We start from the raw sequence: 19,007 nt of genomic DNA on the forward strand, positions 1-19,007 counted from the left end.
GCAGATCCACCGATAGCGGGCTGCCGGCGTGTCAGTCTCTGCGTTCGCGTACCCGAGCTCGAGCGCTTCTGCGTTCACGAGGGGATCCCGTCGCGAACGCAGAATCTTGCGCCCACTCCGTGCCCAAGCCACAGCCCGAGACCCCAGACCAGCGCCGTCGCCAGCCGCCCGGTCGAGGCCCTTTCGGAGGCCACCCCAACGCCAGCCGAGGCAGCGCACCAGCAGGTGGAGACCCCCTGCGGCAGCGCACCACCGAACCCAGACCCCCTGCGGCAGCGCAGCGGCAAGATCAGACCTCCCGCAGGCAGCGCACCGGCACCACACGCCACCCCACCCACGCCCCACGAGGCTCGTCACCGGGAGGACGCGACCGCCACGACGATCCCGCTCAGCGCCAGCCCAGCTCCGGCGCGACGTGCTTCAGGATGCTCTCGACGACGTGGGCGTTGTACTCGACACCGAGCTGGTTGGGGACGGTGAGGAGGAGGGTGTCGGCGGCCGCGACGGCGGTGTCCTCGCGCAGCTGCTCGACGAGCTGGTCGGGCTCGGCCGCGTAGGTGCGGCCGAAGCGGGCGCGGCCGCCCTCGAGGAAGCCGACCTGGTCGTCGCCGCCCGAGCCGCCGAAGTAGGCGCGGTCGCGGTCGTCGACGAGGGCGAAGATGCTGCGGCTGACGGACACGCGCGGCTCGCGCTCGTGGCCGGCGGCCTTCCACGCGTCGCGGAAGCGCTGGATCTGCTCGGCCTGGAGCTCGTGGAACGGGACGCCGGTGTCCTCGGTGAGCAGGGTGGAGCTCATGAGGTTCATGCCCTGCTCCGCGGTCCACTCCGCGGTGGCGCGGGTGCCGGCGCCCCACCAGATGCGGTCACGCAGCCCGGGGGAGTGCGGCTCGAGGCGCAGCCTGCCCGGCGGGTTCGGGAACATCGGTCGCGGGTTCGGCTCCGCGAACCCTCGACCCTTCAGCACCTCGAGGAGCACCTGGGTGTGCTGGCGGGCGAGGTCGGCGTCGCTCTGGCCCTCGCTCGGGGCGTACCCGAAGTAGCGGTAGCCGTCGATCACCTGCTCCGGTGATCCGCGGCTGATGCCGAGCTGCAGCCGTCCGTCGCTGATGAGGTCGGCGGCGCCGGCGTCCTCGGCCATGTACAGGGGGTTCTCGTACCTCATGTCGATCACGCCCGTGCCGATCTCGATGCGGCTGGTCCGGGCGCCCACCGCGGCCAGCAGCGGGAACGGCGACGCGAGCTGCTGCGCGAAGTGGTGCACGCGGTAGTACGCGCCGTCACCGCCGAGGTCCTCCACCGCCTCGGCGAGCTCGATCGACTGGTGCAGCACGTCCGAGGCGCTGCGGGTCGCCGAGTGCGGCGAGTCCGACCAGTGCCCGAACGACAGGAACCCGATGTTCTTCATGTCTGCGTCAAGGCAACACGAGGGTGGCGCATTCCCGTCCTCAGGGTGTTCGTGGTCCCATGTCCCCGTGACCCCCGACGGCGACCTTCCTCGACCGGCCACGCCGACCACGATCCTGCACCTCGTGCCGGCGTCCGACTGGGCCGCCGACCCCGACCGCCCGTACGCGCCCGCGTCGCTCGGCACCGAGGGTTTCGTGCACTGCTCGCCCGACGAGGCGACGACGCTCGCGGTGGCCACGGCGTTCTACGCCGACGCGCCGCGCCCGTTGCTGGTCCTGCGCCTCGACGTCACGCGGCTGCAGGCGGAGGTGGTGCACGAGGCGGCGTCGCCGGTCCCGCCGCCCGGGGTGGGCGACGACGTCCTCTTCCCGCACGTCCTCGGTCCGCTCGACCGCGCCGCCGTGACGTCGGTCGGAGAGGTGGAGTGGGAGGGTCGCGTCGCTGTGCGGATCTGGGAGGAAGACCCTAGGATCACCTCCGAGACGACGGTTCGGGGTTCCGAGAGGCAAGGCGCGTGAGCAGGCTCAGGACGGACGCACGCACGGCAGCGACGGCCATGGTCGACCTGGTGCGTCGCGAGCTCGGCCTCAACGTCGCCTTCATCAGCGAGATCGAGGGCGACCGTCGGTCGTTCCGTGCACTGGTCTCCGACGTCGACCTGCCGATCCAGGTCGGCTTCAGCGAGCCCTACGAGGGCACCTACTGCCAGATGATCACGAGCGGCCAGCTGGGCGAGGTGGTCCCCGACACGGCCAGCGAGCCGCTCACGGTCGACGCGTTCCACACGTCCTACCTCGGCATCGGCGCGTACGTGGGCGTCCCGATGACGCGCAGCAGCGGGGAGCTGTTCGGCACGCTCTGCGCCTTCTCGCGCGACCCGCACCCGGACCTGTCGCCGGCCGAGGCCGAGGTGCTGCGGGCGACGGCGGTGCTCATCATGCGTCTCATCGAGATGGAGGAGCAGGTCGATGGTCGGCTCACCGACCTGGCCGACCTCGCGGAGACCATCGACGGCGCCCTGGAGGACGCGACGATCGAGCTCCTGCCCGTCTCGGAGGTGGGCACCGGTGCCGTCGTCGGCCACGAGGCCGTGGCCCGCTTCGCGGACGGCCGCCCGTTCCGCCGACGGCTGGGTGAGGCGCGCGAGGTGGGCCGTGGTGTCGAGCTCGAGCTGTCGGTGCTGTCGCGCACGCTGAAGGCCGTCGAGGAGACGTCGGTGCCCGTCGTGAGCGTCAGCCTGTCGGCGGAGGCGCTGCGCGACCCCGCCTTCCAGGCGCTGATCGCCTCCATGCCGCCGTCGCGCCTGATGCTGCGCTTCGACGTCGACGAGACGATCGAGGACTACGAGGAGCTCACGTCGCTGCTGCAGCCCCTGCGGCGGCTGGGGGCGCGCGTCGCGGTCGACCGCGTGGGCGACGGTGCGGCCGAGCTGCGCCACATCCTGCTGCTCTCGCCCGACGTGCTCCGCATCGACCCCGAGCTGGTGCAGGGCCTCGCCGACGACGTCCGCCGTCGGGTGCTCGTGGAGTCGATCGCGACGCTGGCTGCGCAGATCGACGCCGACTGCGTGGCCCTCGGCGTCTCGGACGCCGAGCTGCCGTGGATGGACGAGCTCGGCGTGACGCACGTCGTGCGCGGCGCCTGCGACTGACGAGGCGCCTGCGAGGCCCATTCGTACGGCCGCCCGACCGGCCCCGCGCGACACCGTCACGAGAGTCGGGACGGGCGTATCGTTCCCCGTGCTCCAGCGCGCCAGGAGCGAGGCGCCCCTGCTCTCCGTGTCCGAGAGCAGGGGCGCTGCACCGTCCGCATCCAGGGGTGGGCGGTCCGGCGCAGGCCCGAGCCTACGACGTCCAGCACCTCCGCGCTGCCTGGATGGAAGAAAAATGTGACACGCGTTTACATGCAAGATGCGTGGGCACTCCGGCCCGCCTCGGGGCGAGGGGACCGAGAGGTCAGCAGCCGCCCGTCGCCACGTGGCGACGGGCGCGGTGCGCTGCGATGGGTACCCCCGGCAGGATTCGAACCTGCGCTCCCGCCTCCGGAGGGCGGTGCTCTATCCCCTGAGCTACGGGGGCCGGTGCACGGTTCCGCGGGTGCGGTGACCGGTCTGGCCGAGTGCGGTACGACCCTACCCCACGCCCGCTACCGTGGTGCGCGTGCCCACGGTCCTGATCGCTGACGACACCGCGTCGATCCGGTTCCTCATCCGCACGAACCTCGAGCTGGCGGGGTTCGACGTGCGGGAGGCGGTCGACGGGCTCGACTGCGTCGAGCGACTGCGGGCCTCGGCCGACGCGGACGACCTCCCCGACGTCGTCACCGTCGACGTCATGATGCCGCGTCAGGACGGCGTGAGCACCGTGCACACGATCCGCGCCGACGAGCGGCTGCGGCACCTCGGCATCGTCATGGTGAGCACCCAGAACCTGCCCGGCGACATCCAGCGAGGACTCGACGCAGGCGTCGACGCCTACGTGACGAAGCCGTTCGACCCCGACCACCTGGTGTCGACGGTGAACGACGTCATCCAGCGCCGCTCGCAGGCCTGACGCGCAGGTCGCGTCGGGGCTTCCCGCGGGCGGGGAGCGGTGCGCCGCTCGATAGGCTGGTGCGGTGACTCCCGAGCAGCTCAGCGACGTGATCGTGTCCGCCCTCCAGCGGCTCGTCGACGAGGGACGGCTCAGCCTCCCCGACGGCGTGCCCGCCCAGGTGCGTGTGGAGCGACCCAAGGTCAAGGAGCACGGCGACTACGCCACGAACATCGCGCTGCAGCTCGCCAAGAAGGCGGGCCTGAACCCGCGCGACCTCGCCACCGACCTCGCGGGGGTGCTCGCCGAGCACGACGGCGTGAGCGCTGCCGACGTCGCCGGACCCGGCTTCCTCAACCTGCGGGTGGCCGCGGACGCGCAGGGCCAGGTCGCCGCGCACGTGCTCGAGGCCGGAACCGCGTACGGCCGCAGCGAGCTCTATGCCGGCCAGAAGGTCAACCTCGAGTTCGTCAGCGCCAACCCGACGGGTCCGATCCACATCGGCGGCGTGCGCTGGGCCGCCGTGGGCGACTCGCTCGGCCGGCTCCTGACGTTCGCCGGCGCCGACGTCACCCGCGAGTACTACTTCAACGACCACGGCGCCCAGATCGACCGCTTCGCCCGGTCGCTGCTCGCGTCCGCGCGGGGCCAGGACGCGCCCGAGGACGGCTACGGCGGCCAGTACATCCACGAGATCGCCGCGGACGTGGTGGCGAAGCACCCCGACGTCGCGTCGCTGCCCGACGCCGAGGCCACCGAGGTGCTGCGCGCCGAGGGCGTGGAGCTCATGTTCGCGGAGATCAAGGCGTCGCTGCACGACTTCGGCGTCGACTTCGACGTGTACTTCCACGAGAACGACCTGCACGAGTCCGGCGCCGTCGAGCGGGCGATCGCGCGGCTCGACGAGCTCGGCAAGATGTACGAGAAGGACGGTGCCCGCTGGCTGCGCACCTCCGACTACGGCGACGACAAGGACCGGGTCGTCGTGAAGTCCGACGGCCAGCCCGCGTACATCTCCGGCGACCTCGCCTACTACCTCGACAAGCGCGAGCGGGGCTTCGACCGCTGCCTCATCATGCTCGGCGCAGACCACCACGGGTACGTCTCGCGGATGATGGCGATGTGTGCCGCGTTCGGCGACGAGCCGGGCGTCAACCTCGAGCTGCTGATCGGCCAGATGGTCAACCTCCTGCGCGACGGCCAGCCGCTGAGGATGAGCAAGCGCAACGGCACCGTCATCTCCCTCGAGGACCTCGTGGGCGCCATCGGCGTCGACGCAGCCCGGTACGCCCTGGCGCGGTACTCGACGGACTCGCCGATCGACCTCGACCTCGACCTCTGGGCGAGCACGACGAACGACAACCCCGTCTACTACGTCCAGTACGCGCACGCGCGGCTGTCGAGCATCCTGCGCAACGCCGCCGACCTCGGTGTCGACCACGGCCTCGACCGCTTCGACCCGGGCCTGCTCGAGCACGAGAAGGAGGGCGAGCTGCTGCGCGCCCTCGCGAGCTTCCCCGAGGTGGCGTCACGCGCGGCGGAGCTGCGCGAGCCGCACCGGGTGGCCCGCTACCTCGAGCGCACCGCCGCCGCCTTCCACGCCTTCTACGCCGTCTGCCGCGTGCTCCCGCAGGGCGACGAGGAGGCCACCGACGTCCACCGCGCGCGTCTGGTGCTGGTCGACGCGACCCGGCAGGTCGTCGCCAACGGTCTCGGCCTGCTCGGCGTCTCGGCCCCGGAGCGCATGTGATGCGGGCGCACGAGGCGGGCGCCCTGCACGGGCAGGCCGGCGACCGCGGACCGGCGTGGCTGCGTCGCCCCGACGACGTCGACGCGCTCGTGCCGCAGCTGTGGGCCCGCAACGTCTCCAAGGTCGACGGCGTCGTGACCGTCGCCGGCGAGTCGGTCACCGACCTGGCCGAGGAGTTCGGCACGCCGCTCTACGTGCTCGACGAGGACGACTTCCGCACCCGCGCGCGAGCCTTCCGCGACGCCTTCGAGGGGTGCGAGGTCTACTACGCCGGCAAGTCCTTCCTCTGCGTCGCCACGGCACGCTGGGTCGAGGAGGAGGGGCTGAGCCTCGACGTGTGCACGGGCGGCGAGCTCGCCGTCGCGCTGCGCGCCGGGTTCCCGCCCGAACGGCTCGCGCTGCACGGCAACAACAAGTCGGTGGCCGAGCTGCGGCGCGCGCTCGAGGCCGGCGTCGGACGCATCATCGTCGACTCCCTCGAGGAGATCGACCGGCTCGTCGCCCTCACGGCCGAGACCGGTCACGAGGCGGCTGTCATGGTCCGCGTGACGGCGGGCGTCGAGGCGCACACCCACGAGTACATCTCCACGTCGCACGAGGACCAGAAGTTCGGCTTCTCCATCGCCGACGGTGCCGCGTTCGACGCCGTCAGCCGCATCGTCGCCGCCCAGCGGCTCGACGGAGGGGGCCTGCGGTTCCTCGGCCTGCACTCGCACATCGGCTCGCAGATCTTCGTGGCCGACGGCTTCGAGGTGGCCGCGCGGCGCGTGCTGCGCCTGCACGCGCGGATCATCGAGGAGCTCGGCGTCGTCCCGCCCGAGATGGACCTCGGCGGCGGCTTCGGCATCGCGTACACGACGCAGGACGACCCCCGCTCGCCGGCCGAGCTGGCCGACAGCCTGCTCGGCATCGTGCACGCGGAGTGCCGGGCGCTCGACGTCGCCGTGCCGCACCTGTCGATCGAGCCCGGGCGCGCGATCGTCGGCCCGACGACCTTCACGCTCTACGAGGTCGGCACGGTCAAGTCGGTCGGTCTCGACGGGGGAGCGTCGCGTCGCTACGTCGCGGTCGACGGCGGCATGAGCGACAACGTGCGACCTGCGCTCTACAGCGCCGACTACTCCTGCACCCTCGCGTCGCGCCGCTCCGAGGCGCCGGCGGTGCTGAGCCGCGTGGTCGGCAAGCACTGCGAGAGCGGTGACATCGTCGTGAAGGACGAGTACCTCCCCGGCGACGTCGCAGCGGGCGACCTGCTCGCCGTCCCCGGCACCGGCGCGTACTGCCGCTCGCTCGCGAGCACCTACAACCACGTGCCGCGTGCGGCGGTGGTCGCGGTGCGCGACGGCGAGGCACGGCTGATCCTGCGCCGCGAGACGGAGGACGACCTCTTCGCGCTCGACGTCGGCTGACGACGCGGCCTGCCGCTACGGCAGGCCCGCGAGGCGCAGCAGGGCCGTCACGACCACCGCGACGGCCAACGTCGTCACCACGGAGGCGCCGCGCCAGGCGACCACGCCGGCTGCGGCGACGCCGACCGTGTCGGCGCCGGCGTGCCACCGGTCACCGTCCGCGAGCACGCTGGTCACCACCAGCGCGGTCAGCAGCGCCGGAGCCATGAGGGCGATCACGCCGGTGAACCGTTCCGGCAGGTCGCGACCGCCGAGCAGCACCGGTCCGACGGCCTTGACGGCGGCCGTCGCGACGGTGAGGCCGAGGATGGCGACCCAGATGGTGCTCACGAGGCCTCCCGCCGGCGCAGGCCCCACAGGGCTGCGAGCCCCGCCGCCAGCACGGGCACGCCCGGGGGAGCGACGGGCACGAGCGCGAGCGCCAGCAGCCCGCCGACGACGGCCACGCCCCGCCGGTCGCGGTCGCGCAGCTCGGGCAGCAGGACCGCGAGGAAGAACGCAGGGTAGACGGCGTCGAGCCCGAAGCGGTCGAGGTCGCCGATGAGCTCGCCACCGAACGCGCCGACGACGGTGCCGAGGTACCAGGCGACGAGCTGGGGTGCGGTGGTGCCGAACAGGCGCCAGCGGTCGAACGTGCCGTCGCCGCGCGCCGCGAGCGCCCACGACGAGTCGACGACGGCGAGACCCTGCAGCCCTCGCCACCAGGCTCGCCCCGGCAGCGACGGTGCGAGCGCGATGCCCATCGGGAGGAAGCGCGAGTTCATGAGCGTTCCCGCGGCGACGGCCGCGCCCGCGCCTCCACCGGCGGCGAGCACCGCCACCGCCGCGAACTGCGCCGAGCCGGCGAACACCAGCACGGACATCGCGACGGCGGCGAGCACGCTGAATCCCGTCTCGCGGGCGACGACGCCGAACGACATCGACAGCAGGAAGGAGGCCACCGCGAACGGCAGCCCGAGCCTCAGCCCCTCCCGGAAGGAGGCGCGGTCGTCGGCGCCCACCTCAGCCGGCGCAGACGGTCTGGGCGTAGAGGCCCGACTGCTCGGTCGACGACGTCTGCCTCCCGTCGACGGCGACGCGGCAGCGGACCGTGGCGTTGCCGGTGGTCTGGACGCTCGCCAGCACGTACGGCCCGGCACCCTCGTAGACGCGTGTCACCTTCACGTCCTCGCCGCCCGAGCGGAACGTGCGCTCGCGCTTGGAGGCGTCGACGACGGTGGCGTTGAACGGGCCGGTGCCGGAGAACGTGACGGTGACCGCGACCTGTCGCTCGGTCGTGCTGCCACGGGCCCCGGCCGACGCGTCCGGTCCGGCCGCGACCTGCGCGGCCGGTGCCTGCGCGAGGAGGGAGCGCACGTCGAGGACGGCCCACACGAGCACGACCGTGACCACGACGATGGTGACCAGTCCGACCACCTTGACGGGCCCCAGCTGCCGCAGGCTCGACGACAGGCTGCTCGGGCGCGTGCTCACCGGACCAGGGTAGGTGACGCGGGACCGGCGCCGTGGCCGATCCGCCTCACGTGAGCCCCCGGTGCGGGCCGGGGCCGCGGCGGCCCAGCTCGTCGTCGTGGTTGTAGACCGAGCAGCTGCGCAGGGAGAGGCACCCGCAGCCGATGCAGCCGTCGAGGTCGTCGCGCAGCGCCTGCAGCCGGGCGATGCGGGCGTCGAGGTCGGCGCGCCAGCGGGAGGTGAGGCGCGTCCAGTCCCGCTTGGTCGGCACGCGGTCGTCGGGGAGCATCGCGAGCGCCTCGCCGATCTCGGCGAGGGGGATCCCCAGTCGTTGGGAGAACTGGACGAACGCGAGCCGTCGCAGCACGTCGCGTCCGTAGCGCCGCTGGTTGCCCGTCGTCCGCGTGGCGGTGATCAGACCGCGCGACTCGTAGAAGTGCAGGGCGGAGACCGCGACGCCCGAGCGCTCGGCGACCTGCTGAGGGGTGAGCCGGTCCGTCGTGTCCATCGTGGACGCCTCCTGTCACGGTGTTGACCTCAACCTTGGTCGAGGTTGTCTGATCATCCCATGACGACGCCGCACGCCCTCGACGCCCCGACGACCAGCCCAGGCGACGGCGACGGCGACTCCATCTGGCGCGGTCGGCTCGGGCGCACGTCGCTCGGCCTGTTCTCGCTGGCCTTCCTCGTCGCGTTCGAGTCGCTCGCGGTGGTGAGCGTCATGCCGGAGGTGGCGCGGGCGCTCGACGGGCTCGCGCTCTACGCGGTCGCGTTCGCCGCTCCGGTCGCGGTCAGCATCTTCTCGCGCACCGCGAGCGCCTCGTGGATCGAGCGGGCGGGCCCCGCGCCGGCGCTCGGCTGGGGGGTGGCCGTCTTCGCCGCCGGGCTGGTGGTGTGCGGCACCGCCACGTCGATGTCCGGCTTCCTCCTTGGCCGTGCGGTGGAGGGGCTCGGGGCGGGCCCGATCGGCGTCGCCCTGTGGGTCGTCGTCGCGCAGGCCTATCCGGACCGGCTGCGACCGCGCGCGCTCGCCGTCATGACGAGCGCCTGGACCGTGCCGGCGATCGTCGGTCCGGTCGTGGCCGGCGGCCTGACGCACGCCTTCGGGTGGCGTGTCGTGTTCCTGCTGGGACCTGTGCTGGCGGCTGCGAGCCTCGCGGTCGCCTGGCCGGCGGTCCGGTCGCTCACCGGCTCGCCCTCGACCGAGGCCGGACCCCCACGTGGTCAGGCCGCGGGTGGTCTGGCTGCCGCCGCCGTCGCGGCAGCGGCGGTGCTCCTGGTGTCCGTGGCCGGCCAGCGGACGCTGCCGGCGTGGCCCGCCTGGCTCGTCCTGGGCCTGGTCGGGCTCGCGCTCTCCGTCCGTCGACTGGTGCCCCGGCGTACCTGGAGCGGTGGACGTGGCCTCCCGTCGCTGATCGGGTCGCGGGCCTTCCTCATGGCGTCCTACTTCGCGGCGGAGGTCTACGTGCCGCTGGTGCTGGTCGACCAGCGGGGACTCTCCGTCGGGCTGGCGGGTGCGGCGATCTCGGGCACGGCGTTCACCTGGTACGCCGGCGCGGCCTTCGTGTCACGGCCGGAGCGGCTGCCTGCGCCGATCGGCACGCCCCGGCGGCGGGCGCTGCTGGGCGCCGGCGCGATCCTGCTGGGACTCCTCGCCGTGCCGCTCTCGCTCGCCGCCGCCGTCCCGGTGGTCGTCGTCGCGACGGTGTGGGTCGTGGGCGGCTTCGGGATGGGCGTGCTGTCGTCGACCTCGGTGACGGAGGTGCTGCGACGGTCCGGTCCGGGGCAGGAGGCGGGTCACAGCGCTGCCCTGCAGACCAGCGACTCGGTCGCGGAGTCGGTCGCGCTCGCCCTCGGTGGCACCGTGTTCGCCGCCGCGGTCGTGCACGGCCTGGGCGTCGGCGTGCTCGCGGCGTTCGCGGTGCCGACGGCGTGCGTGGTCGCCGGGCTGCTCGTGCTGGGGCGCGGCTACGAGCGGTGAGCCCCGCGCGGCGGTCGCGGTCTCGCCGCGAGGACTGGGGGCCGGACCGAGGAGGGACGCCGATAGGCTGTCGCGCGTGAACACCGCTCCCTCGACCGCCCGACCCCTCAAGGTCGCCCTGCTGGGCTGCGGCGTCGTGGGGTCGGAGGTGGCCCGGCTGCTGACCCGCGACGGGGACGAGCTGGCGCGTCGGATCGGCGCCCCGATCGAGCTGGTCGGCATCGCGGTGCGACGCCTCGGCCGCGCGCGCGACCTCGACCTCCCGGCCGACCTGTTCACCACCGACGCGCAGGCGCTGGTCACCCGCGGCGACCTCGACGTCGTCGTGGAGGTCATCGGCGGCATCGAGCCGGCGCGCGAGCTCATCCTCGCCGCCCTGGAGCACGGTGCGTCCGTCGTCACCGCCAACAAGGCCCTCCTGGCCGAGGACGGTGCGCGGCTGTTCGAGGCCGCCGAGAAGGCCGAGCGCGACATCGCGTTCGAGGCGGCGGTGGCCGGCGCCATCCCGATCATCCGACCGCTCCAGGAGTCGCTCGCGGGCGACGCCGTGCAGCGGGTGCTCGGCATCGTCAACGGCACCACCAACTTCATCCTCGACGCGATGACCACGACGGGCGCCGGCTTCTCCGACGCGCTCGACGAGGCGCAGCGTCTCGGCTACGCCGAGGCTGACCCCACCGCCGACGTCGAGGGCTTCGACGCCGCCGCCAAGGCCGCGATCATCGCCTCGCTCGCGTTCCACACCCGCGTGACCATCGGCGACGTGCACCGCGAGGGCATCACCGACGTCACCGCCGCCGACGTCCGCTCGGCCGACGAGATGGGCTGCGTCGTCAAGCTGCTCGCGATCTGCGAGAAGATCAGCACCCCCGACGGCGACGCCGTCTCGGCCCGCGTGCACCCCGCCATGATCGCGAAGAGCCACCCGCTCGCTAGCGTCCGCGGCGCGTTCAACGCCGTGTTCGTGGAGAGCGAGTCGGCCGGTCAGCTCATGTTCTACGGTCCGGGCGCCGGGGGAGCGCCCACGGCGAGCGCCGTGCTGGGCGACCTCGTCTCGGTCGCGCGCAACCGCCGCCAGGACGTGCACGGACCCGGCGACACCGCCCACGCCGACCTCGAGGTGCTCGACGTCGGCCGCGCCCGTACCCGCTACCACGTGTCGATCGACGTCGACGACCGCGCGGGCGTGCTCGCGTCGGTCGCCGACGCCTTCGCGCAGTACGACGTGTCGATCAAGACGGTCCGCCAGGAGGGCCACGGCTCCGACGCCCAGCTCGTCATCGTGACGCACGAGGCCGACGACGCCGCGCTCGCCGCGACCGTCGAGGTGGTGCGCGCGCTCGACATGGTGCGCGACGTGTCGTCGGTCATGCGGGTCGAAGGCCTCAACTGATGAAGGAGTTCCACTGATGGCGCAGCCGTGGCGTGGTGTGCTCGAGGAGTACCGCGAGTGGCTCCCGGTCGACGAGGACACCCCGGTGATCTCGCTGGGCGAGGGCGGCACGCCGCTCGTCCACTCGGCCTGGCTGTCCTCGGTCGTCCAGGGCGACGTCTGGCTCAAGGTCGAGGGCGACAACCCGACCGGCTCCTTCAAGGACCGAGGCATGACGGCGGCGATCTCCGTGGCCTTCGGCGAGGGTGCGAAGGCCGTGGTGTGCGCGTCGACGGGCAACACGTCGGCGTCGATGACCGCGTACGCGGCGCGGGCGGGCCTCACCCCGATCGTGCTGGTCCCGCACGGCAAGATCGCGACCGGCAAGATGGCCCAGGCCGTCATGCACGGCGCGGAGGTCATCCAGGTGCGGGGCGGCTTCGACGAGTGCCTCCAGCTGTCGCGTGCCCTGGCCGACGAGTACCCGGTCGCGCTCGTCAACTCGGTCAACCCGGTGCGGCTGCAGGGCCAGAAGACCGCCGCGTTCGAGATCGTCGACGTCCTCGGCGACGCCCCCGACGTGCACGTGCTCCCCGTGGGCAACGCCGGCAACATCTCCGCCTACTGGATGGGCTACCGCGAGTACGCCGACGCCGGCCTTGCCACGCACCGTCCGCGGATGTGGGGCTTCCAGGCCGCCGGCGCCGCGCCGCTCGTCCACGGCGAGGCCGTGGCGCGTCCCGAGACGGTCGCCACGGCGATCCGCATCGGCAACCCGGCGTCGTGGCAGCTGGCCATCGAGGCGCGCGACACGTCGGGCGGACGCATCGACGCCGTCACCGACGAGCAGATCCTCGACGCGCAGCGTCGCCTGGGCGCCCATGACGGCGTGTTCGTCGAGCCGGGGTCCGCGGCGGGCGTCGCGGGTCTCCTGGCTGCTGCCGAGGCGGGGGAGGTCGACCCGGGGCTGCGCATCGCGGTGACCGTGACGGGCCACGGCCTCAAGGACGTCGAGACGGCGCTGTCGGGGGTGGAGTCCGTGGTCGACTCCGTCATCGACGCCGACGTGCACGACGCCGCGGCCGCCGCCGGTCTGGCCTGAGCGGCGCCGTCGTGGTCGACCAGCCGTTCCGCCGTGGGCCCGTGACGGTCCGCACCCCTGCCAGCAGCGCCAACCTCGGTCCGGGGTTCGACGCCCTCGGGCTCGCGCTCGACGTGCACGACGAGCTCACGGCCGAGGTCGTCCCCGGCGACGGTCTCGAGATCGTCGTGGAGGGGGAGGCCGCCGACGAGGTGCCGCGCGACGAGCGCCACCTCGTGGTCCGGTCCCTCGACGCCGCCCTCGACCTGATGGGCGTGCGACGTCCGGGTCTGCGGCTCACGTGCCGCAACGTGGTGCCGCACGGGCGGGGGATGGGCTCCTCGTCGGCCGCGATCGTCGGCGGCATCGTGCTCGCGAAGGCGCTCGTCGACGGCGTGGAGCCGCTCGACGACCGCGCGACGCTGCAGCTCGCCCAGGACATCGAGGGTCACCCCGACAACGTCGCCGCGGCCCTCCTCGGCGGACTGACGATCGCGTGGATCGACGGTTTCGCCGCCGAGGCGGTCCGCCTCGACGTCAGCGTGCCGCTGACCCTCTTCGTGCCGCCGGAACCCGTCTCGACCGAGGCCGCGCGCGGCCTGCTCCCCGACGTGGTCAGCCACGCCGACGCCGCGACGAACGCCGGCCGGGCCGCGCTGCTCGTGGCGGCGCTGACCCAGGCGCCCGAGCGTCTCGCGTCGGCCACGGAGGACCTGCTGCACCAGCAGTACCGCGCCAGCGCGATGCCGGCCTCCTACCGCCTCGTCCGCAGCCTGCGCGTCGACGGCGTGCCCGCGGTCATCTCGGGTGCCGGGCCCACCGTGCTGGCCTTCGCCCGTGGCGTCACGGACGCCGTCCCCGACGGCTGGCGGGTGCTCGAGGTCGACGTCGCCGACCGCGGTGCCCACGTCGTCCCGACGCCCTGACCGGTGCCTCCGGACCCCGCCCGTCGGGGGCCCGTCCGGCGGCCGAGGGCACTGCTAGAGTGACGGACGTCGGTGTGGATCCCGTTCCCCGACACGTGTACGTCCGCCCGCCGTCGGCGGGTGGCCACGGTGCCCCGGTCTTCGCCGGAGGGCCTGTGGCGCCCCCACCCACCCAGGAAGCATCCTCGTGACCGACACCCCCACTGACCAGTCTGCGTCCCCGTCGGCGGAGCCGGCCTCCGCCGCCCCCGTCAAGCCCGCCCGTCGCTCCGGCGGTGCGCTCGGCGGCAAGGTCCTCGCCGAGCTGCGCGAGATCGCGTCCGGCCTCGGCATCAGCGACGCCGGCAAGCTGCGCAAGGGCGAGCTGATCGACGCCATCAAGGCCGCGCGTGGCGAGAGCGCCCCGAGCGCCGTCCAGGCCGCCCCGGCCCAGCAGGCATCCCAACAGGACGAGCCGACCGCGCCCCAGAAGGCCCAGGACGCGAAGCCCCAGGACGAGAAGAACGACAAGCCCCAGGGCGCGCCGGCTGCTGAGGAGCAGGCGCGCGAGACGCCGCGTGGCCGCGGACGTCGCGCCCAGGGTGCCCCCGCGCAGGACGGCCAGCCCCAGGACGCCCAGGGCAAGGACGCCCAGGGCAAGGACGCCCAGGGCAAGGACGAGCAGAACCGCGGCCAGGGCAAGGGCCAGAGCCCGAAGAACGGCAACCAGCGCGCCAAGAACGACGGACAGCGCGCCGACGGCCAGAAGAACCAGGACGGCCAGAAGAACGGCGAGGGCCAGAAGAACGACGACCAGCGCCGCACCGACCAGCAGCGCAAGGGCGACCAGGGCGGCCAGGACGGCTCGCCGAAGAACGCCCAGCGTGGCGTCGACCCGCAGGCGGCCGACGACGACGAGGCCGGCGGGCGTCGTCGCAACCGTCGCGGTCGCAACCGCGGCGGCCGCGGCGCCGACGGCGAGCCCACCTACACCGAGGACGACGTGCTGGTCCCCGCGGCGGGCATCCTCGACATCCTCGACAACTACGCGTTCGTGCGCACCACCGGCTACCTGCCGAGCGAGAACGACGTCTACGTCTCGCTCTCCATGGTCCGCAAGTGGGGTCTGCGCAAGGGCGACGCGGTCACCGGCCAGGTGCGTCAGCCGCGCGAGGGCGAGCGCAAGGAGAAGTTCAACCCGATGGTGCGGGTCGACACCGTCAACGGGACGCCGCTGGAGGAGGCACGCGGTCGCATCGAGTTCTCCTCCATGACGCCCGTGCACCCGGAGGAGCGTCTGGTCCTGGAGACCGACCCGACGGTCGTGACCACCCGCCTGATCGACCTGTTCGCGCCCGTGGGCAAGGGACAGCGTCAGCTGGTCGTCTCGGAGCAGCGGGGTGGACGCTCGGCCCTCGTGCGTACCGTCGCCGACGCCCTCACGGCCAACAACCCCGAGTGCCACCTCATGGTCGTCCTCATCGACGAGCGTCCGGAGGAGGTCACCGAGCTGCAGCGCTCGGTCAAGGGCGAGGTCATCGCCTCGACCTTCGACCGACCGGCCGCCGACCACACGACGGTCGCCGAGCTGGCCATCGAGCGTGCGAAGCGTCTCGTCGAGCTGGGGCACGACGTCGTCGTCCTGCTCGACTCGCTCACGCGGCTCGGCCGGGCCTACCACCAGGCCTCGACGGCGTCGAGCCGGATGGCCGGCGCGGTCGACGCGGCCGCCCTGCACCCGGTCAAGACGTTCTTCGGTGCGGCGCGCAACGCCGAGGACGGCGGCTCCCTGACGATCCTCGCGACGGCACTGGCCGGCACGTCCTCCGTGGTCGACGAGGCCGTGCTCGAGGAGATCGACGGCGCTGCCAACAGCGTGCTGCGCCTCCTGGTCGACGAGAACCAGCAGGTCTTCCCGGCCGTCGACATCGCCGGCTCGCGCACCAACCACGAGGAGCTGCTGCTCGACGAGCAGGAGCTCGACATCCTCGTCGCCGCCCGTCGGGCCCTGGTCGGGCGCAGCCCGCAGCAGGTCCTCGACACGGTGGTCGGGCGGCTGGAGAAGACCGGCAGCAACGCCGAGCTGCTCCTCGCGCTCCAGCGCAGCCCCCTGGCCTGACCCCGCCGTGACGGGCCCGCCGACCACGGTCGGCGGGCCCGTCGTGCGTGCTGCGGGCGCCCCGCGCTGGTCTGCGGCGGGTGGATCGCGTCCCTAGGATGGCGACGTGACCACTGCCTACGACTTCACCGCCACGACCATCGACGGCGCTCCGCGAGACCTCTCCGACTACCGGGGGAAGGTCCTGCTCGTCGTGAACACCGCCACGCAGTGCGGCTTCACCCCGCAGCTGACGGGCCTGGAGGAGCTGTACAGCCGGTACGCCGAACGCGGCCTCGTGGTCCTCGGCTTCCCGTGCGACCAGTTCGGCCACCAGAACCCCGACTCCGACGAGGACACGGCCGCCTTCTGCCAGAAGAACTACGGCGTGAGCTTCCCGATGTTCTCCCAGGTCGACGTCAACGGCGACGACGCGCACCCGCTGTACCGCTGGCTGCGCTCGGAGAAGGGCGGGGTGCTCGGCAGCAAGATCAAGTGGAACTTCACGAAGTTCCTGGTCGACGCCGAGGGCAACGTCGTGAAGCGCTACGGCTCGACGACGAAGCCCGAGAAGATCGCCGACGACATCGAGGCGCTGCTGCCGGCCTGACCTCGCACGCACCACCGCCGCCCGGGGAACAACCGAGGGGCGGTGGCGGTTGTACGAGGTGCCCCTGGCACAATCGATCCCCGGTCCTGGTTCACGGTCCGCACCCGCGGCCCGACCCAGCACCACGAGAGGACACCATGAAGCGCGACATCCACCCCGAGTACGTCGAGACCCAGGTCACCTGCACCTGTGGCAACTCGTTCACCACCCGCAGCACCGCCACGGAGGGCACCCTCCGCGCCGACGTGTGCTCGGCCTGCCACCCGTTCTACACGGGCAAGCAGAAGATCCTCGACACCGGCGGCCGCGTGGCCCGGTTCGAGAAGCGCTACGGCAAGAAGTAGCTCCTCTCCGACGCCGACCCGATCCCCAGCGGACGGGTCGGCGTCGTCGTCCGTCCGGGCGCGGTGCGCCGAGGAGCTCGTCCGCACGAGCCAGGAGAGGGGTTCAGCATGTTCGAGGCCGTCGAGGCGCTGCTGTCCGAGCACGCCGAGCTCGAGCGACAGATGTCGGACCCTGCCACGCACGCCGATCCGGCACGGGCCAAGAAGGTCGGGCGCCGCTACGCCGAGCTCGGTGCGGTCGTGCGCACCTACCGTGCCTGGCAGCAGGCCGGCGACGACCTCGAGGCCGCCCGTGAGCTCGAGCTGGTCGAGGACGCGGCCGAGCTGTCCGCCCAGCGCACGGAGCTGGAGGAGCGGCTGCAGCGCCTGCTGGTGCCTCGCGACCCGGCCGACGACAAGGACGTCATCCTCGAGGTGAAGGGCGGCGAGGGCGGCGAGGAGTCGGCACTGTTCGCCGGAGACCTGCTGCGCATGTACACGCGCTTCGCCGAGACGAAGGGCTGGCGCGTCGAGATCATCGACGCCACCGAGTCCGCGCTCGGCGGCTACAAGTCGGTCACGGCCTCGGTCGCGGCGAAGGGCACGCCCGAGCCCGGGCAGGCGCCCTACGCGCTGCTCAAGTTCGAGGGCGGCGTCCACCGGGTGCAGCGCGTCCCGGTCACCGAGTCCCAGGGCCGCATCCACACGTCGGCGGCCGGGGTCCTCGTGCTCCCCGAGGCCGAGGACGTCGACGTGCAGGTCAACGACGCCGACCTGCGCATCGACGTGTTCCGCTCCTCCGGGCCCGGAGGCCAGAGCGTCAACACCACCGACTCGGCCGTGCGCATCACGCACCTCCCGACCGGCCTCGTGGTGAGCTGCCAGAACGAGAAGAGCCAGCTCCAGAACAAGGAGCAGGCGCTGCGCATCCTGCGCTCGCGCCTGCTCGAGGCGGCGCAGGCCGCGGCCGACGCCGAGGCGTCCGACGCGCGGCGCTCGCAGATCCGCACGGTCGACCGGTCCGAGCGCGTGCGCACCTACAACTTCCCCGAGAACCGCGTCTCCGACCACCGCACCGGGTTCAAGGCCTACAACCTCGACGCCGTCATGGACGGCGCGCTCGACGACGTCATCGGCTCGCTCGTCGACGCCGACCTCGCCGAGCGGCTCGAGACCGCCGACGGGTCCCGCGCATGAGCCGGGTCCGCAGCCAGGCCGAGCGCCTGCTGGAGGAGGCCACGACCACGCTGACGGAGGCCGGGGTCAGCTCGCCACGGGTCGACGCGGAGCTGCTCCTCGCCCACGTCACCGGGACCCCGCGCGGCATGCTGCTCGGCGCACGCCTCCAGGGTCCGCAGCTGCAGGTCTACCGCGACATGGTCGCGGCGCGCGCCCGGCGCGTGCCTCTGCAGCACCTCACGGGCTCCGCCGGGTTCCGCTACGTCGACCTCGAGGTCGGTCCCGGCGTGTTCGTCCCGCGTCCGGAGACCGAGCTGCTGGCGGGCTGGGCGGTCGAGCAGGCGTCGGCGGTGCTGTCCTCGGGTCGCTCGACGCCGCCCGTGGTCGTCGACCTCTGCACCGGGTCCGGCGCGATCGCGCTGTCCGTCGTGCACGAGGTGCCGCGCGCCCAGGTGCACGCCGTCGAGCTCGACGAGCAGGCGTTCGCGTGGGCGGAGCGCAACCTGGGCGACACGGGCACCGACCTGCGCCTCGGCGACGCCTTCGAGGCCTTCGCCGACCTCGACGGCACCGTCGACGTCGTGGTGTGCAACCCGCCGTACATCCCGCTCGACGCGTGGGAGAGCGTGGCGCCCGAGGCCCGCGACCACGACCCCTCCCTGGCGCTCTGGTCGGGTGACGACGGGCTCGACGCCATGCGCCGTCTGGAGCGCACGGCCTGGCGCCTGCTGCGGCCCGGCGGTGTCGTCGGGGCCGAGCACGCCGACGCGCAGGGGGAGTCGGCTCCGGCCGTGTTCGCCGGCCGGTGGGCCGACGTGCGCGACCACGCCGACCTCGCGGACCGGCCGCGGTACGTCACCGCGCGTCGTCCGTGAGCGGCTCGCCGCGCACGGGCCCGGACCTCCGGCG

The 19,007-nt window shown here is 73.1% G+C and carries 19 protein-coding genes and 1 tRNA gene; 14 read left to right on the forward strand and 6 right to left on the reverse strand.

The features are described from left to right. Window positions 1-388: 388 nt before the first annotated feature. Window positions 389-1,405, reverse strand: coding sequence for an LLM class flavin-dependent oxidoreductase (locus tag NH339_RS02485; RefSeq protein WP_253022149.1), 1,017 nt, complete (start codon window positions 1,403-1,405; stop codon window positions 389-391). Window positions 1,406-1,472: 67 nt separating this feature from the next. Between NH339_RS02485 and NH339_RS02490 the strand changes: the two genes are divergently transcribed. Then, window positions 1,473-1,925: a DUF952 domain-containing protein gene (locus NH339_RS02490; protein ID WP_253022151.1), complete on the forward strand. Its 453-nt coding sequence runs from the start codon at window positions 1,473-1,475 to the stop codon at window positions 1,923-1,925. Further along, window positions 1,922-3,058 carry an EAL domain-containing protein gene (locus tag NH339_RS18755; protein ID WP_253022153.1) on the forward strand — a complete coding sequence of 379 codons (1,137 nt, stop codon included), beginning with the start codon at window positions 1,922-1,924 and terminating at the stop codon, window positions 3,056-3,058. The genes NH339_RS02490 and NH339_RS18755 overlap by 4 nt, the downstream gene beginning before the upstream one ends. Before the next feature lie 355 nt (window positions 3,059-3,413). Here the strand turns inward: NH339_RS18755 and NH339_RS02500 are convergent. After that, window positions 3,414-3,485: transfer RNA gene (locus NH339_RS02500), tRNA-Arg, on the reverse strand. Between the two features lie 81 nt (window positions 3,486-3,566). On the opposite strand from NH339_RS02500, the gene NH339_RS02505 reads away from it, so the two are divergent. The 3 genes from NH339_RS02505 to lysA all read left to right on the forward strand — a co-directional run bounded on the left by NH339_RS02505 (window position 3,567) and on the right by lysA (window position 7,097). Then, the gene (locus tag NH339_RS02505) at window positions 3,567-3,959 is read left to right on the forward strand and encodes a response regulator (RefSeq protein WP_253022155.1); all 393 of its coding nucleotides are present in this window, start codon (window positions 3,567-3,569) and stop codon (window positions 3,957-3,959) included. Window positions 3,960-4,023: 64 nt separating this feature from the next. Further along, the gene (argS, locus tag NH339_RS02510; protein WP_253022157.1) at window positions 4,024-5,688 is read left to right on the forward strand and encodes an arginine--tRNA ligase; all 1,665 of its coding nucleotides are present in this window, start codon (window positions 4,024-4,026) and stop codon (window positions 5,686-5,688) included. Further along, window positions 5,685-7,097, forward strand: coding sequence for a diaminopimelate decarboxylase (gene lysA, locus NH339_RS02515; RefSeq protein WP_374208166.1), 1,413 nt, complete (start codon window positions 5,685-5,687; stop codon window positions 7,095-7,097). Before argS ends, lysA begins: the two co-directional genes overlap by 4 nt. Window positions 7,098-7,112: 15 nt before the next feature. Here the strand turns inward: lysA and NH339_RS02520 are convergent, their stop codons facing one another. The 4 genes from NH339_RS02520 to soxR are packed head-to-tail and all read right to left on the reverse strand — an operon-like array spanning window position 7,113 to window position 9,057. Continuing rightward, window positions 7,113-7,427: an AzlD domain-containing protein gene (locus NH339_RS02520; RefSeq protein ID WP_253022161.1), complete on the reverse strand. Its 315-nt coding sequence runs from the start codon at window positions 7,425-7,427 to the stop codon at window positions 7,113-7,115. Continuing rightward, a complete protein-coding gene (locus NH339_RS02525; protein WP_253022163.1) occupies window positions 7,424-8,098 on the reverse strand; it encodes an AzlC family ABC transporter permease in 675 nt (224 codons plus the stop codon). Before NH339_RS02525 ends, NH339_RS02520 begins: the two co-directional genes overlap by 4 nt. Window position 8,099: 1 nt before the next feature. Beyond that, complete coding sequence (locus tag NH339_RS02530; RefSeq protein ID WP_067856237.1) at window positions 8,100-8,570, reverse strand: hypothetical protein; 471 nt, start codon at window positions 8,568-8,570, stop codon at window positions 8,100-8,102. Between the two features lie 46 nt (window positions 8,571-8,616). After that, the gene (soxR, locus tag NH339_RS02535; protein ID WP_253022165.1) at window positions 8,617-9,057 is read right to left on the reverse strand and encodes a redox-sensitive transcriptional activator SoxR; all 441 of its coding nucleotides are present in this window, start codon (window positions 9,055-9,057) and stop codon (window positions 8,617-8,619) included. 60 nt (window positions 9,058-9,117) lie between these two features. On the opposite strand from soxR, the gene NH339_RS02540 reads away from it, so the two are divergent. From NH339_RS02540 to prmC, 9 genes are all read left to right on the forward strand, one after another. After that, window positions 9,118-10,530 carry an MFS transporter gene (locus tag NH339_RS02540; RefSeq protein ID WP_253022167.1) on the forward strand — a complete coding sequence of 471 codons (1,413 nt, stop codon included), beginning with the start codon at window positions 9,118-9,120 and terminating at the stop codon, window positions 10,528-10,530. A 76-nt stretch (window positions 10,531-10,606) separates the two neighbouring features. Further along, window positions 10,607-11,923, forward strand: a complete 1,317-nt coding sequence (locus NH339_RS02545) for a homoserine dehydrogenase (RefSeq protein ID WP_253022169.1) — start codon at window positions 10,607-10,609, stop codon at window positions 11,921-11,923. Between the two features lie 16 nt (window positions 11,924-11,939). Further along, window positions 11,940-13,004 carry a threonine synthase gene (gene thrC, locus NH339_RS02550; RefSeq protein WP_253022171.1) on the forward strand — a complete coding sequence of 355 codons (1,065 nt, stop codon included), beginning with the start codon at window positions 11,940-11,942 and terminating at the stop codon, window positions 13,002-13,004. A gap of 41 nt (window positions 13,005-13,045) precedes the next feature. Continuing rightward, window positions 13,046-13,909, forward strand: a complete 864-nt coding sequence (thrB, locus tag NH339_RS02555; protein ID WP_253022173.1) for a homoserine kinase — start codon at window positions 13,046-13,048, stop codon at window positions 13,907-13,909. Window positions 13,910-14,096: 187 nt separating this feature from the next. Continuing rightward, window positions 14,097-16,007: a transcription termination factor Rho gene (gene rho / locus NH339_RS02560; RefSeq protein ID WP_253022175.1), complete on the forward strand. Its 1,911-nt coding sequence runs from the start codon at window positions 14,097-14,099 to the stop codon at window positions 16,005-16,007. A 106-nt stretch (window positions 16,008-16,113) separates the two neighbouring features. Further along, complete coding sequence (locus tag NH339_RS02565) at window positions 16,114-16,596, forward strand: glutathione peroxidase (protein WP_253022177.1); 483 nt, start codon at window positions 16,114-16,116, stop codon at window positions 16,594-16,596. Between the two features lie 137 nt (window positions 16,597-16,733). Then, complete coding sequence (gene rpmE / locus NH339_RS02570) at window positions 16,734-16,940, forward strand: 50S ribosomal protein L31 (protein WP_067856259.1); 207 nt, start codon at window positions 16,734-16,736, stop codon at window positions 16,938-16,940. Between the two features lie 108 nt (window positions 16,941-17,048). Next, window positions 17,049-18,116, forward strand: coding sequence for a peptide chain release factor 1 (gene prfA, locus NH339_RS02575; RefSeq protein WP_253022180.1), 1,068 nt, complete (start codon window positions 17,049-17,051; stop codon window positions 18,114-18,116). Then, entirely contained in the window at window positions 18,113-18,973 is an 861-nt protein-coding gene (gene prmC, locus NH339_RS02580; RefSeq protein WP_253022182.1) for a peptide chain release factor N(5)-glutamine methyltransferase, read from the forward strand. The genes prfA and prmC overlap by 4 nt, the downstream gene beginning before the upstream one ends. Window positions 18,974-19,007: the final 34 nt, after the last annotated feature.

Origin of the sequence: Aeromicrobium sp. CnD17-E (assembly GCF_024124745.1) — a bacterium.
In the GTDB taxonomy this organism is placed as follows: domain Bacteria; phylum Actinomycetota; class Actinomycetes; order Propionibacteriales; family Nocardioidaceae; genus Aeromicrobium.